Source organism: Cryobacterium sp. Y29, from assembly GCF_002929825.1.
Lineage (GTDB): Bacteria > Actinomycetota > Actinomycetes > Actinomycetales > Microbacteriaceae > Cryobacterium.
The window spans coordinates 195,693-209,293 of the sequence record NZ_PJJN01000032.1; the positions used below are offsets into that span (position 1 = coordinate 195,693).

The window sequence follows — 13,601 nt, forward strand, 5'->3', positions numbered from 1 at the left end:
GGCCCAGTTCGTGCAGTGGGGTACTACTCGGGGTCTCCGAGCTCGGCCAGACGGGTCTCCTCGTCGGCGTGGATGCAGGAGTCGATGACGGGGCCGAGGGCGCCGTTCATGACGGCGTCGAGGTTGTATGCCTTGTAGCCGGTGCGGTGGTCCGCGATGCGATTCTCCGGAAAGTTATATGTGCGGATGCGCTCGGAACGATCCATAGTGCGAATCTGACCCTTGCGCACGAGGCTCGCCGCCGCATCGATCTCTTCCTGCTGGCGCGCCAGAACCCGGGCCCGCAGAACGCGCATGCCGGCTTCCTTGTTTTGCAGCTGCGACTTCTCGTTCTGCATCGCGACGACGATTCCGGTCGGGAGGTGGGTGATCCGCACGGCCGAGTCGGTCGTGTTGACCGACTGTCCACCAGGGCCACTCGAGCGATACACGTCGATCTTGAGATCGTTCGGGTGCAGCTCGACCTCTTCAGGTTCGTCGACCTCGGGAAAGACGAGGACGCCGGCCGCAGAGGTGTGGATACGTCCCTGAGACTCCGTCGCCGGCACCCGCTGCACGCGGTGCACGCCGCCCTCATACTTCAGGTGCGCCCACACGCCCTCGGCCGGGTCACTCGAATTGCCCTTGATCGCGAGCTGAATATCTTTGATGCCGCCGAGGTCGCTCGAGGTCTGCTCGATAATCTCGGTCTTCCAGCGATTCGACTCGGCGTAGTGCAGGTACATGCGCAGAAGATCGGCGGCGAACAGCGCCGATTCGGCACCGCCCTCCCCCATCTTGATCTCCATGATCACGTCGCGGGCGTCGAGTTCGTCACGCGGAATCAGCAGGCGTCGCAACTTCTCAGCCGTGACGACAAGCTGTTCCACCAGATCCGGAATTTCTTCGGCGAAGGCAGCATCTTCATCGGCGAGCTCACGAGCGGCCTCGAGGTTATCGTCAACCTCTTTCCACTCGTGATACGCCGCAATGATGCGGCTCAACTCGGCATAGCGCCGGTTGACCTTCTTCGAACGGGCCGGATTCGCGTGCAGCTCCGGATCCGCCAACTGCGACTGCAGGTCGTCGTGCTCGGCCAGCAGCGTGAGGACGGATTCGAACATTACTTGTCCTTGTCTGACCCGTTCAGAGTCGGCATCGACTTCTGAACCTGCATGAGGAATTCAACGTTCGACGACGTCTCCTTGAGACGGCCGAGGATGAGCTCGAGAGCTTGCTGCTGCTCGAGCCCGGCGAGGGCGCGACGTAGCTTCCAGGTGACCTTCACTTCATCGGGGCTCATCAGCATTTCTTCACGACGGGTGCCCGATGCGTTCACATCCACGGCGGGGAAAATACGCTTGTCGGCCAGCTGGCGCGACAGACGCAGTTCCATGTTGCCCGTACCCTTGAATTCCTCGAAGATGACCTCGTCCATTTTGGAGCCGGTCTCCACGAGCGCGGAGGCGAGAATGGTGAGCGAGCCACCGTTTTCGATGTTGCGCGCTGCACCGAAGAATCGCTTCGGCGGATACAGAGCGGATGCGTCGACGCCGCCAGACAGGATTCGACCCGAGGCCGGGGCCACGAGGTTGTAGGCGCGGCCGAGGCGGGTGATCGAGTCAAGCAGCACGACGACATCGTGGCCCAGCTCGACCAGACGCTTGGCACGCTCGATGGCGAGTTCGGCGACGGTGGTGTGGTCTTCGGCAGGACGGTCGAAGGTGGAGGCGATGACCTCACCCTTCACCGTGCGCTGCATGTCGGTGACCTCTTCGGGGCGCTCATCGACCAGAACGACCATGAGGTGAACCTCGGGGTTGTTGGTGGCGATGGCGTTGGCGATCTGCTGCATGACGATGGTCTTGCCGGCCTTGGGCGGTGCGACGATCAGGCCACGCTGGCCCTTGCCGATCGGAGCGACGAGGTCGATGATGCGCTGCGTGAGTTTGCCCGGCTCGGTTTCGAGGCGCAGGCGTTCCGTCGGGTACAGCGGGGTGAGCTTGTGGAAGTCGACGCGGGTGGCGGCCTCCTCAACGGTCTGGCCGTTGATCGAGTCGACCTTGACGATGGCGTTGTACTTCTGGCGGCCGGACTGGTCGCCCTCGTGCGGCTGGCGGATGGATCCGACGACGGCGTCACCCTTGCGCAGGTTGTACTTTTTGACCTGACCGAGCGAGACGTAGACGTCGCTCGCACCGGGCAGATAGCCTGAGGTGCGCACGAACGCGTAATTGTCGAGCACGTCGAGGATGCCGGCAACGGGAATGAGAACGTCGTCGTCGTTGACCTCGGGTTCGAAGTCGTCACCCTGGTTCGGGCCGCGGCGCTTGCGGTCACGGTACCGGTTGCGGTTGCCGCGGCCGTTCAGATCGTCGTCGAGCCGATCGGGACCCTGGTTGCGGTCCTGACCACGATCGTTCTGCCCCTGGTTGCGGTCCTGACCACGATCGTTCTGCCCCTGGTTGCGATCCTGACCACGGTCATTCTGACCCTGGTTGCGGTCGGCCTGCGCCTGGGCGCGCTCCTGGTTGCGTTCCTGATTGCGCTCGTTTCGGGCCTGACGCTGGCTCTGCGCCCGGGTCATTCCCTCGTCATTCGTGCCGTTCTGGTTGCGGTCGTTCTGGCCGCGGTCGTTCTGGTTCTGGGTGTTCTGGTTCTGGGTGTTCTGGTCAGCCTGGTTGCGATCAGCACCCTGCGCACGGTCACCACCACGGCTCCGGCTGCGGCTTCGCCCTTGACGGGGTGCCGCGGAATCGTTTGCCTGATCGTTTACCTCGTCGGCTGAATCGGTGAAATCGCCAGCTTCGGGAGCTTCGACGACGACATCGGTTGGCTCGGCGGGCGACTCAGCGGGCGACTCAGCGGCTGCGCGCTGCGACGAAGCACGCCGGGATGGACGTCGAGCGGGCGGCGTATTCTCGACGGATGCTTCGACCGGCGCATCAGCCGGCGCATCGGAGGAGTCGACGACGACAGCGGCCGCGTCATCGCGGTGAACGGGTGAGACCTGCACGCGCTTGCGTGTCTGCCGAACCGGCTTGTCGGTGTCCGGTGTGGCGGTGTCCGGTGTGGCGGTGTCCGGTGTGGCGGTTGCAGCTTCGTCAACGGCGGGAGCGAGGGCGTTGGATGCCACCGCGCCACGGGCATTGCGTGCGATCCGCGAGCCGGCTGCCGGAGCATCAGGCAGGATGATACCGAATCCGGTGCTGGCGTCGGCATTGACGTGGGACTTGGCGGGAGCGGCGGTCGAGGTACTGGCACGACGGGGCGCACGCTTGCGCGGAACCGTCTCGAGTGCCTCAGCGAGACTCGCGATCGGTGCGCTCTCGGGATCAGCCTCGACCGAAGCAGGCTCAACTACCGAAGCAGAGTCAACCGGTGCAGGCTCAACCGGTGCAGGCTCAACCGGTGCAGGCTCAACTACCGGTGCAGGCTCGACTACCGGTGCAGGCTCGACTACCGGTGCAGGCTCAACCGGAGCAGCGCCGCTCGTGCCGGCCTGGGCCGTTTCGATTGCAGCGACGAGTTCGCCTTTACGAAGTTTGGAAGCGCCGGGGATTTTCAGTTCGAGGGCCAGAGCCTGAAGCTCAGACACGCGAAGGGTGCTCAGGCGGGGAAGATCCGAGCCGGTGGCGCGGAGGTTGACATCAGTCACGAAAGGGGTTCCTTTCCCCTGCCGAACAAAAATTCAGGCCAGGAGAGATGTATGCAGCGACGAATGCGCTGCGGGTGATCCAATCCGACAGTGGAGGGGATTGGTGTAAACACGCACAGCTACGCACGAAATCGCAGTAGCAGTGAGGTACAGGGAATGCACCGGAGAAGATGTCGCCGTGGGCGGTTTCTATCGGGTGCGCTACAACCATAGCACTCCTGCACCAGTCGGGCCGACGTGCACGCGGCAGGTCGACCCGATCAGAATGCTCGTTACGCGGCGTTCTCCGCGGTGAGCGGATGCACGGTAGCACCCTGAACGTCGACGGCCAGCATCAGGGAACGCCACGGGGTATCGGACTTGCTCGCAACGAGTTCGGCCGCCACCAGGCGCTGGCCCGGGTCGCTCGCCAGCACGAGAATGGATGGCCCGGCACCGGACACGACGGCGGCGAAGCCGGCGGCGCGCAGCAGGGTGATGAGTTTGTTCGTCTCCGGCATGGCGGCTGCGCGGTAGCTCTGGTGCAGCTTGTCCTCGGTCGCAGCGAGCAACAATTCGGGACTCTGGATCAGCGCGGCGATGAGTAGAGCGGAACGCGACAGGTTGAAGACGGCATCCTCGTGCGGCACCGAGGCCGGCTGCAGGCTACGCGCAAGCGCGGTCGACATCTCCTGCTCGGGCACGAAAACCAGCGGCTTGACGCCGCGATGCACCATGAGCTTCTTGTGACGCGGCCCCTCCGGGGTGGTCCAGGCAATGGTCAGGCCGCCGAACAGCGCCGGCGCGACGTTGTCGGGGTGACCTTCCATTTCGGTGGCGAGCACGAGCAACATTTCGGCATCGATGTCGACGATGCCCTCGAGCAGGCCTTTCGCCGCCATGATGCCCGACACGATCGCGGCACCCGATGAGCCCAAGCCACGCCCGTGCGGGATGACGTTGTGCGCGACGATGTTGAGCCCGGGCATGGGCTGGCCGACGGCGGCGAAGGCGTGCGCGATGGCGCGCACGACAAGGTTGCTCTCGTCGGTGGGAACCACACCAGCGCCGACACCGTGCACCTCGACGGATACGCCGGGAACGCTTCGCACGGTCACCTCGAGCTGGTCATATTTAGCCAGCGCCAAGCCGAGAGTGTCGAAGCCGGGGCCGAGGTTGGCCGTTGTAGCCGGCACCTGCACCGAAACTGCGCGGCCGATCAACGAGACCGGGCTGCTCATGCCTTAGCCAGGCCAAGCACGCTGGCGATTTCGGCGGTGTCGACCGGAACAATGGTCGGTGCAACGTCGGAGCCGTCGGCGGTACGCAGCGCCCACTGCGGGTCCTTCAAACCGTGGCCGGTCACGGTGATGACCACGGTCGAACCCCGGGGAATAAATCCAGCTTCGGCACGCTCCAGCAGGCCGGCGACACCGATAGCGGATGCCGGTTCCACGAAAATTCCGACCTCCGCCGAGAGGATGCGGTGTGCTTCGAGAATTTTCGCGTCGGTTATGGCACCGAAGTAGCCGTCGCTCTGCTCACGTGCGCTCAGCGCGAGGTCCCAGGACGCCGGGTTGCCGATGCGGATGGCGCTCGCAATGGTGTCGGGGTGATCAACGCGGTGGCCGAGCACGATCGGGGCGCTGCCAGAGGCCTGGAAGCCGAACATGCGCGGCAGCTTCGTGGTGGCGCCGCGCGCTACCTCTTCGCTGTAACCACGAAAATAGGCCGTGTAGTTGCCGGCGTTGCCGACCGGAACGAATTGAAAGTCGGGAGCGTCACCGAGCACCTCGACGACCTCGAACGCGGCCGTCTTCTGGCCCTCGATGCGATCGGGGTTGACCGAGTTGACCAGGTGCACCGGGTAGTTGGTGGCGAGGTCGCGGGCGATATCGAGGCAGTCGTCGAAGTTGCCCTGCACTTGCAGCAGCTGCGCGTTGTGCGCGACGGCCTGGCTGAGCTTGCCCATGGCGATCTTGCCCTCCGGCACGAGCACTGCGGCGGTGATACCAGCGTGGGCGGCATAGGCGGCAGCGGAGGCGCTGGTGTTGCCGGTCGACGCGCAGATGACCGCTTTCGCGCCGTCTTCCATGGCTTTGGAAATGGCCATGGTCATGCCACGGTCTTTAAACGAACCGGTCGGGTTCATACCCTCAAACTTGATCCAGACCTTGGCGCCGGTGCGGGCAGAGAGTGCTGCGGCTGGAATCAGCGGTGTTCCGCCCTCACCCATAGTGATGATCGGGGTCGCGGCCGAGATATTCAGCCGGTCGGAGTATTCGTTCAGCACCCCGCGCCATTGGCGGCTGACAATCGCGCCGGGCTTGGTCAGGTTGGCACTGGTCTCACTTGGGCTAAACATCAGACTCCTTCAACTCTCAAAACGGATGCGACTTCGCTGACGACACTATTGGTGGCCAGATCATGCACGGTGGCGGCGAGTGCGGCCTCCGTTGCGTCATGGGTCCCGATTACTAGGGTAGCCGTGGCTGAGCGGGCTGCGCGACTCTTCGTCGCCACCACGGCCGGTGTCATGGATTGTTCCACCAGCGCCAACGAGACCTTGCGTTTGCTGAACACACTCGCAATGGTCGCGAGCACACCGGGTTCGTCGGTGACCTCGAGGGTGACCGCATAGCGTGTGGTGACCCGGCCGATGTCGAACACGGGCAGCGTAGCGTAGCTCGATGCGGCGACTCCCGGCCCTCCGGCGACATGACGCCTGGCAATGGAGACGACGTCGCCGAGCACGGCCGAGGCCGTCTCCACTCCCCCAGCGCCAGCTCCGTAGAACATGAGGCTGCCGGCGGATTCCGCTTCGACGAAGACGGCATTGTTCGCGCCGTGAACCGCGGCGAGCGGATGGCTGCGCGGCACCATCGCCGGGTAGACCCGTGCCGACACCCCGTCCACGCCATTGTCGTCTGTGACGCGTTCACAGATGGCCAGCAGCTTCACGACATAGCCGGCCTTGCGCGCCGACTCGATCTGCGCGGAGGTGACCGAAGTGATGCCCTCGCGATAGACGGATGCCAGCGGAACCGTCGTGTGAAACGCCAGACTCGCTAGAATGGCCGCTTTCTGCGCCGCGTCGTAGCCCCCGATGTCGGCGGTTGGATCGGCCTCTGCGTAACCGAGCGCGGTCGCCTCGGCCAGCGCGTCTTCGAGACTGGACCCTTCGGTGTCCATCCGGTCGAGAATAAAGTTGGTGGTGCCGTTGACGATGCCAAGGATTCGCTTGATCTGGTCTCCAGCGAGGCTTTCCCGCAGCGGGCGCACGATGGGAATGGCCCCGGCGACGGCGGCCTCGTAGTTGATCTGGGCGCCGACCTGGTTCGCGGCCGCGAACAGTTCGGATCCGTGAAGGGCGAGGAGCGCCTTGTTGGCGGTGACGACATCCGCTCCACTGCTGATCGCGAGCAGAATGTGGCTGCGGGCCGGCTCGATGCCGCCCATCAGTTCGATGACGATGTCGGCGCTGAGAATGAGTTCCTCAGCGTTGGTCGTGAACAGTTCGCGGGGCAGGTCGACAGAGCGCTCCGCGTTGATATCGCGCACCGCGATACCGACCAGTTCGAGTGTGGCCCCGACGCGGTTAGCCAGCTCGGGACCCTGTTCCAGCAGCAGTCGGGCGACCTGGGCGCCGACGGATCCACCGCCGAGGAGGGCTACGCGCAGATTGCGGTATTCGATCTTCACGATTGTCCTCCGTTGGAGGGCTGCTGCGCCCCGGTGTCCCGCGCGAGCAGGTCGGCAATCGTCTCGCCGCGCACGAGCACGCGGGCTGTACCGCCGAGTACGGCGATGACGGGCGCACGACCCTGAAAGTTGTAGTTATTGGAGAGCGCCCAGCAGTAAGCGCCGGTGGCAGGCACAGCGAGCAGGTCGCCGGGGGCGACATCACCGGGTAGATAGTCGGCATCGACCACGATGTCGCCGCTCTCGCAATGTTTGCCGGCGATGCGCACGAGCATCGGCGGGGCGGTGGACGCACGATCGGCTAGGCGCACAGCATAATCGGCGCCGTAGAGGGCGGGGCGCACGTTATCGCTCATTCCCCCATCGACGCTCACGTAGAGCCGCGAGTTGCCGGAGATATCGACGGCCTTGGTCGTGCCGACGCGGTAGAGGCTCATGCCGGCGCGACCGATGATGACGCGCCCGGGTTCGAACGCGACGACCGGCAGCGGAATGTTCAGCCGCGCGCACTCGGTGGCGACGATGTCGGCCAGGGCGACGGCCAGTTCGCGAATCGGGGTGGGTTCGTCGGCGCTCGTGTAGGCAATGCCGAAGCCGCCGCCGAGGTTGAGCTCGGGTATCGGGCCGTCGGCGAGCAGTGCGGCGTGCACATCGAGCAACCGTGCGGCCGACTCGGCGAATCCCTCGGCGCCGAAGATCTGCGAGCCGATGTGGCAGTGCAGGCCGACGAAATTGAGGGCTGGCTCGGCGCGAATACGTGCGACAAGCTTCGGAGCGTCGGTGAGCACGATGCCGAATTTCTGGTCTTCGTGCGAGGTAGCCAAAAAATTGTGGGTGTGGGCATGCACACCACTGTTCACGCGCAGGCGCACGTTCTGTACCCGGCCGTTGCGGGTGGCGGCTTCGGCAACGCGACCGATTTCAACCTCGCTGTCGATCACGATCGTGCCGACACCGACCCTGGTGGCTTGGTCGAGCTCGGCCAGTGACTTGTTATTGCCGTGAAAACCGAGCCGGGCCGGATCGGCGCCGCCGGCCAGTGCGACGGCGAGTTCTCCGCCACTGCACACGTCGATGTTGAGGCCGGCAGCGATCATCCAACGCACCACCTCGGTCGAGAGAAAAGCCTTCCCCGCGTAATACACCTTGGCGCTCGTGCCGATACGGGCGAACTCGGCCTGGAACACGGCGAGCAACTCGGCGGCGCTCGCGCGGGCATCTTCTTCGTCGATGACATAGAGGGGCGTGCCGAATTCGGCGGCAAGGGCCGTGGCACTAACCCCGCCGACGACGAGTTCGCCGGTGCTGGTGCGGGTAGCGGACGTGGGCCAGAGACCGGACGCGAGCGCATTGGCGTCGGAGGGAAGGCGCAACCAGTCGGGCGCCAGCGGATTCGGTGCAGATGTCACGGGAGGTACCTCACGAGAGTCGAAGGGGAGTCTCAGCGAGCGAACCCGGATTGGTCCCTGAAGCCGGAAAATAGGTCAGCCCGGGTGAGCGAGCGTACCTGACTACGACTCTACCGTCGCGAGTGGCGAGGTTCGAATTAGCCGGCGCAGCTGCCGAGGGTGGTCAGCGACTGCGCGGTGAGCATTAGAGTGCTTGACTCCAGCGTAACGCGTGCCCGCTCGGGCGAAATATCGACGCCACTCAGTTCGACTCCTACGGGCAGATAACTCGCAACACACACCGCGATCGGTGCCTGCTGCAGGATCAGGTTCACGAGGGGTGTCGCGTCGATGTCGCCGACACCGCTCGTCACGGTGGCTTCGGTGGGAGTGAAGTTCAGGGTGTCGCCGGCGGCGCTGGCCGTGGCCGTGGCGCTGTAGCCGACGTTGAACTCGAACAACTTCACCGTGCCGGTGTACGCCACCGTGCCGTCGCCGAGGGTCATCACAGCGTCGGCGGGCGCGGTGCCGGAAGCCCGCACCAGCTGATTGACCGCGTCCTGATCGAGGTCGAGCGTAGCGGTGAGCGAGCCAATGGCCTTGGCGGTGTTCGTCGACACATCGTGGGCGATCACGTGAACGGATGCCGGCACTCCGTCGACCGCCAGGTTCGGCGCGGTCAGCTCAATCTCATCGAAGCTGCCGGCGATGAACTGCGCAATGACGGAGGTACCGCCGATGGTGACGGTGATGTCGCCGGTCACGGAAGCGGGCATCCGGTTGCTGATTTCGACTTCGGCGCGGTCCTGCGCGAACGCACGCACGCCGCTGTCGATGAGAAAATAGGCGACGACCAGCAGAATCGCGAGTACGCCGACGATGATCAGCGGAACGAGACCGCGACGCTTGGTTTTTGCCATGATTACATGCGCTCCGGCGCGGTGACGCCGAGCAGGCCCAGGCCGTTGCGGATCACTTGGCCGGTCGCGTCGTTCAGCCACAAACGGGTGCGGTGCAGGTCGGTGACCGGTTCTTCACCGAGCGGAATGACGCGGCAGTTGTCGTACCAGCGGTGGTAGTAGCCGGCGACCTCCTCGATGTAGCGGGCTACGCGGTGCGGCTCCCGCAGTTGCGCGGCCTGCGCGACGACGCGCGGAAATTCCTGCAGCACGCCCAGCAGAGCGGATTCGCTGTCGTGCACGAGCAGTTCCGGGGCAAAGACGGAGCGTTCGACGCCGCTAGCGGCAGCATTGCTGGCGACCGAGCAGGTGCGGGCGTGGGCGTACTGCACGTAGAAGACGGGGTTGTCGTTGGTGCGTTTGCCCAGCAGGTCGAGGTCGATGTCGAGCTGCGAGTCGCTGTTCGAGCGCACCAGGGCGTAGCGGCCGGCATCGACACCGACCGCGTCGACGAGGTCGTCGAGGGTGACGATGGTGCCGGCCCGCTTACTCATGCGCACCGGTTCGCCGTCCTTGAGCAGGTTGACCATCTGACCGATCAGAATCTGCAGGTTCACGCCGGCCTCGTCGCCGAAGGCGGAGACCATGGCCATCATGCGGCCGACGTAGCCGTGGTGGTCGGCACCGAGCATGATCAGGCACTGGTCGAATCCGCGTTCGCGCTTGTCGAGGTAGTAGCCGAGGTCGCCGGAGATGTAGGCGGGCTCGCCATTGGAGCGGATGATCACCCGGTCACGATCATCACCGAAGGTGGTCGTGCGCAGCCAGATCGCGCCGTCCGCTTCGAAGATGTGGCCCTGTTCGCGCAGGCGATCGATGGCGCGGTCGACGGCGCCAGATTCGTGCAGGGAATCCTCGTGAAAGTACACGTCGAAGTCGACGCCGAAACCGTGCAGTTTGTCTTTGATCTCGGTGAACATCAGGTCGACGCCGATCGAACGAAACACTTCCTGCTGTTCATCGCGGGAAAGGGTCGAGACATCACCGTCGTACCGGGCGAGTACGTTGGCGGCAATGTCGCCGATGTACGCTCCGCCGTAGCCGTCCTCCGGGGTGGGTTCGCCGAGGAAGCTGGCGAGCACGCTGCGGGCGAAGCGGTCGATCTGCGAACCGTGGTCGTTGAAGTAGTACTCACGGGTCACGTCGGCGCCTTCGGCTGCCAGCACGCGGGCCAGGCTGTCGCCGACCGCGGCCCAGCGCACGCCGCCCATGTGGATGGGTCCGGTGGGGTTGGCCGAAACGAATTCGAGGTTGATTTTGAGACCGTCATACAGGTGGCCGGTGCCGTAGACCGCTCCCTGGTCGACGATGGTTTTGGCGAGCGCACCGGCCGCCGCAGCTTCGAGACGAATGTTGATGAAGCCAGGGCCGGCGATTTCGACGGATGAGACATCCGCCAGCTGTTCGAGACCGGCAGCTAATTCGGCCGCGATTTCACGCGGGTTGGTGCCGAGAGGTTTGGCGATCTTCAGCGCGATGCTTGAGGCCCAATCGCCGTGGTCGCGGTTGCGTGGTCGTTCGACAGCCACGTCGGCCAGGGTGAGTCCAAGGTCTACCCCTGCCGTGTCAGCCTCGCGTCGGCGTTCGCTGACGCTCTGGATGAGGTTGAAAAGGGACTGGGAGAGTTCGGCGGGAGTCACTGCATAATCGTACCGGCCCGTCCTGTTGGTAAGGTCGACGCGTGACTGATACACGCGTCTACCCCTCTTTTGCTCGTACCGCTGCACGCACCGGCGGAGCGTCCACGCGCCGCCGTGCCGGGCTGATGCTTGCCGGCGGAGCACTGTTTGCCCTCCTTTTGGCCGGCTGCAGCGCAGGAGGCGAACCGACGCCGACGAATTCTGCGGTCGCGACGAGCGGGGCATCCGCTGACCCGACGACGAGCGCTGAGCCACCGTCGTCGTCTCCGACCCCGACACCGGAAGCGACCGGCTCTCCGATCACGCAGATCTGTGGTGACCTTCTCACCCTGCAGGATGTCTACGATTTCAACCCGAACTACGGCTCTGCCCCGGATTATTCGCCGACCGCTGACGGCCTGGCCGCGACCGCCGCAACCTACAACGGGCTGACCTGCGGCTGGTCGAACCAGACCAGCGGCGAGCTCATCGAGGTCTCGGTCGTGGCCCCCAACGATGTGTTGATGACCACGCTCAAGCAGCAAGCAGATGCCGATAGCCAGGCCGTGCCGACCTACGGCACCCCGCCAACGGTGGACGGGTTCTTCACCTACTCCGGTGGCAGCGGCCAGGCGCAGGTGTTCATCGGCACCTATTGGATCACCCTGAGCACCCCGGTGTTCGGTGAGCCCGGAGACGCCGCGGGTCTCCTCTCGGTGATTCTCGCGCATCTCGGGTAGCGGATGCTGGCAGCCCGGCCCGGATGGCTCATCGCAACCGGCCCATGATGCTAACCTTGAACCACCCTGGCCCCCATAGCTCAGGGGATAGAGCACTGCCCTCCGGAGGCAGGGGCGGCAGTTCGAATCTGCCTGGGGGCACACTCGCCACGTGCCACGCTAAGTCGGACTTCTGCCACCTAGTTCGGACAAAACACCCCGCAAAAGCCTTCCTGCTTTAGCACCATGGTTCATCCACAGCCTCCCAGGCTGCTGGCGTGCATTGGACCGGTGGGCTCCGCACCCGCGGGGATCCTCAGCACCTGTCAGTTCTCAAGGTAATCACGACTTTAATCATTCATACCGCGCCTGCTTTTTGTGCCTCCGCAATTTCAAGGATCCCACTGAGCTTCCTGTGGAGACAGGACACAGCTGGCGCGACACTGGTGTGCGAGTATCGTCGGCCGCAGAAACTTCCCCAACCTGCCCGCCTTTTGTCACTCCATACGAGAAGCCATCGAAATTCTTGAAGTCCGATCCCTGCCTTAGGACGCCACTGCGGCGGTCGCTGCAACGGGCGGCTGCGACGGGCGGCTGCGACGGGCGGCTGCGACAGCGACAGCGACAGCGACAGCGCTACGCTCCATGCCCACCACCGAGCGGATCAGCAGACCGAGACCGTGTGCCTCCTCGGCTCCGCCCGCCAGCTCTGCCGGAGTGAAACCTCCCGACTCGGTGAGAATGCGTTCCAGCTCCTGAAGGTCGAGATCGGTGAGCTGGCGGCCAGCGCCTGAAGGTCGAGATCGGTGAGCTGGCGCCCAGCGCGCAGCTTGTGCAGCACGACCTGGTCGGCGTGTTCGCGCAGGAACGCAAAGAGCCTTTCTCAGAACCACGCGCGGTCGATTCCCGGCGTGACGATCTCAGAATTCAGAGGCCGGGATCGAGTTGATCGAGCCGACCTTCATACCTCAACAGAGGGCGTCCACGCTCGCCGGCGGGCGCTCGATGGAACCGCACTCGTTCCTCTCGGGATCGTGCTCACCGATGGTTTAGTTCTGCTGCGGAACCCTGACGTACGCAAGGCCTGCTCCAGCGTGTTGCATGCTCCTGAGGTGCAGAAGGTCTGCCGGAAGTCGGGCGACAAAATCGCCGTGTCATGGAGTCGGCACGGCGGTCCGGCAGCCCGTGCCCGAACCCTTCGTCGCTGACCTGCGGGTCCAGCACCAGGATTCTTACGCCCTGGACGCCGCGAATCGGCACGTTCGCCAACGCCGTGGATAAAATCTAAGCCGCGAAGGCTGACGCAAACGAGGCGACCGCCGACTCGAAATGCGCGAACATGACATGTCGTCGCGGTGCCTCTATGTTCATGACTTCAAAAGCGGAACCACGTTTCTCGATGTAGCCCAGCACCTTCTCGGGCGACCTTTCGTGGCAGCGGCGATCGCCGACACGCCATTCATGATCGGACAGACTACGGACCTCGAGATCTCGCATTGCGCACGGTTCATGACCCTGATTCGACATTGAATCTCCTCGTGATGAGCGGTACAGACCGGCGGTACCTCAACCAGCTCCGATGCCGCTTGCATCTCCAC

The 13,601-nt window shown here is 64.4% G+C and carries 10 protein-coding genes and 1 tRNA gene; 2 read left to right on the top strand and 9 right to left on the bottom strand.

The window, feature by feature from the left end:
* Positions 1–23 precede the first annotated feature (23 nt).
* The 8 genes from prfA to argS all read right to left on the bottom strand — a co-directional run bounded on the left by prfA (position 24) and on the right by argS (position 11,305).
* Positions 24–1,103: a peptide chain release factor 1 gene (gene prfA, locus CXY74_RS08920; protein ID WP_104200105.1), complete on the bottom strand. Its 1,080-nt coding sequence runs from the start codon at positions 1,101–1,103 to the stop codon at positions 24–26.
* Positions 1,103–3,637 carry a transcription termination factor Rho gene (rho, locus tag CXY74_RS08925; protein ID WP_104200106.1) on the bottom strand — a complete coding sequence of 845 codons (2,535 nt, stop codon included), beginning with the start codon at positions 3,635–3,637 and terminating at the stop codon, positions 1,103–1,105. The genes prfA and rho overlap by 1 nt, the downstream gene beginning before the upstream one ends.
* Before the next feature lie 272 nt (positions 3,638–3,909).
* Positions 3,910–4,857, bottom strand: a complete 948-nt coding sequence (gene thrB, locus CXY74_RS08930) for a homoserine kinase (RefSeq protein WP_104197098.1) — start codon at positions 4,855–4,857, stop codon at positions 3,910–3,912.
* A complete protein-coding gene (gene thrC, locus CXY74_RS08935) occupies positions 4,854–5,981 on the bottom strand; it encodes a threonine synthase (protein WP_104197099.1) in 1,128 nt (375 codons plus the stop codon). The genes thrB and thrC overlap by 4 nt, the downstream gene beginning before the upstream one ends.
* On the bottom strand, positions 5,981–7,318 hold the full coding sequence (locus tag CXY74_RS08940; RefSeq protein WP_233193297.1) for a homoserine dehydrogenase: 1,338 nt from the start codon (positions 7,316–7,318) through the stop codon (positions 5,981–5,983). Before CXY74_RS08940 ends, thrC begins: the two co-directional genes overlap by 1 nt.
* Complete coding sequence (gene lysA, locus CXY74_RS08945; RefSeq protein ID WP_104200107.1) at positions 7,315–8,727, bottom strand: diaminopimelate decarboxylase; 1,413 nt, start codon at positions 8,725–8,727, stop codon at positions 7,315–7,317. The genes CXY74_RS08940 and lysA overlap by 4 nt, the downstream gene beginning before the upstream one ends.
* A gap of 137 nt (positions 8,728–8,864) precedes the next feature.
* Positions 8,865–9,626 (bottom strand): DUF2993 domain-containing protein, encoded by a 762-nt coding sequence (locus CXY74_RS08950; RefSeq protein WP_104200108.1) that lies wholly within the window; start codon positions 9,624–9,626, stop codon positions 8,865–8,867.
* A 2-nt stretch (positions 9,627–9,628) separates the two neighbouring features.
* Positions 9,629–11,305: an arginine--tRNA ligase gene (gene argS / locus CXY74_RS08955; protein ID WP_104200109.1), complete on the bottom strand. Its 1,677-nt coding sequence runs from the start codon at positions 11,303–11,305 to the stop codon at positions 9,629–9,631.
* A 41-nt stretch (positions 11,306–11,346) separates the two neighbouring features.
* Here argS and CXY74_RS08960 point away from each other — a divergent pair, with 41 nt between their 5' ends.
* The gene (locus CXY74_RS08960) at positions 11,347–12,024 is read left to right on the top strand and encodes an iron ABC transporter ATP-binding protein (RefSeq protein ID WP_146070100.1); all 678 of its coding nucleotides are present in this window, start codon (positions 11,347–11,349) and stop codon (positions 12,022–12,024) included.
* Positions 12,025–12,093: 69 nt separating this feature from the next.
* Positions 12,094–12,165 (top strand) — tRNA-Arg (locus CXY74_RS08965).
* A 1,122-nt stretch (positions 12,166–13,287) separates the two neighbouring features.
* Here the strand turns inward: CXY74_RS08965 and CXY74_RS17300 are convergent.
* A complete protein-coding gene (locus CXY74_RS17300; RefSeq protein ID WP_146070101.1) occupies positions 13,288–13,530 on the bottom strand; it encodes a hypothetical protein in 243 nt (80 codons plus the stop codon).
* Positions 13,531–13,601 lie beyond the last annotated feature (71 nt).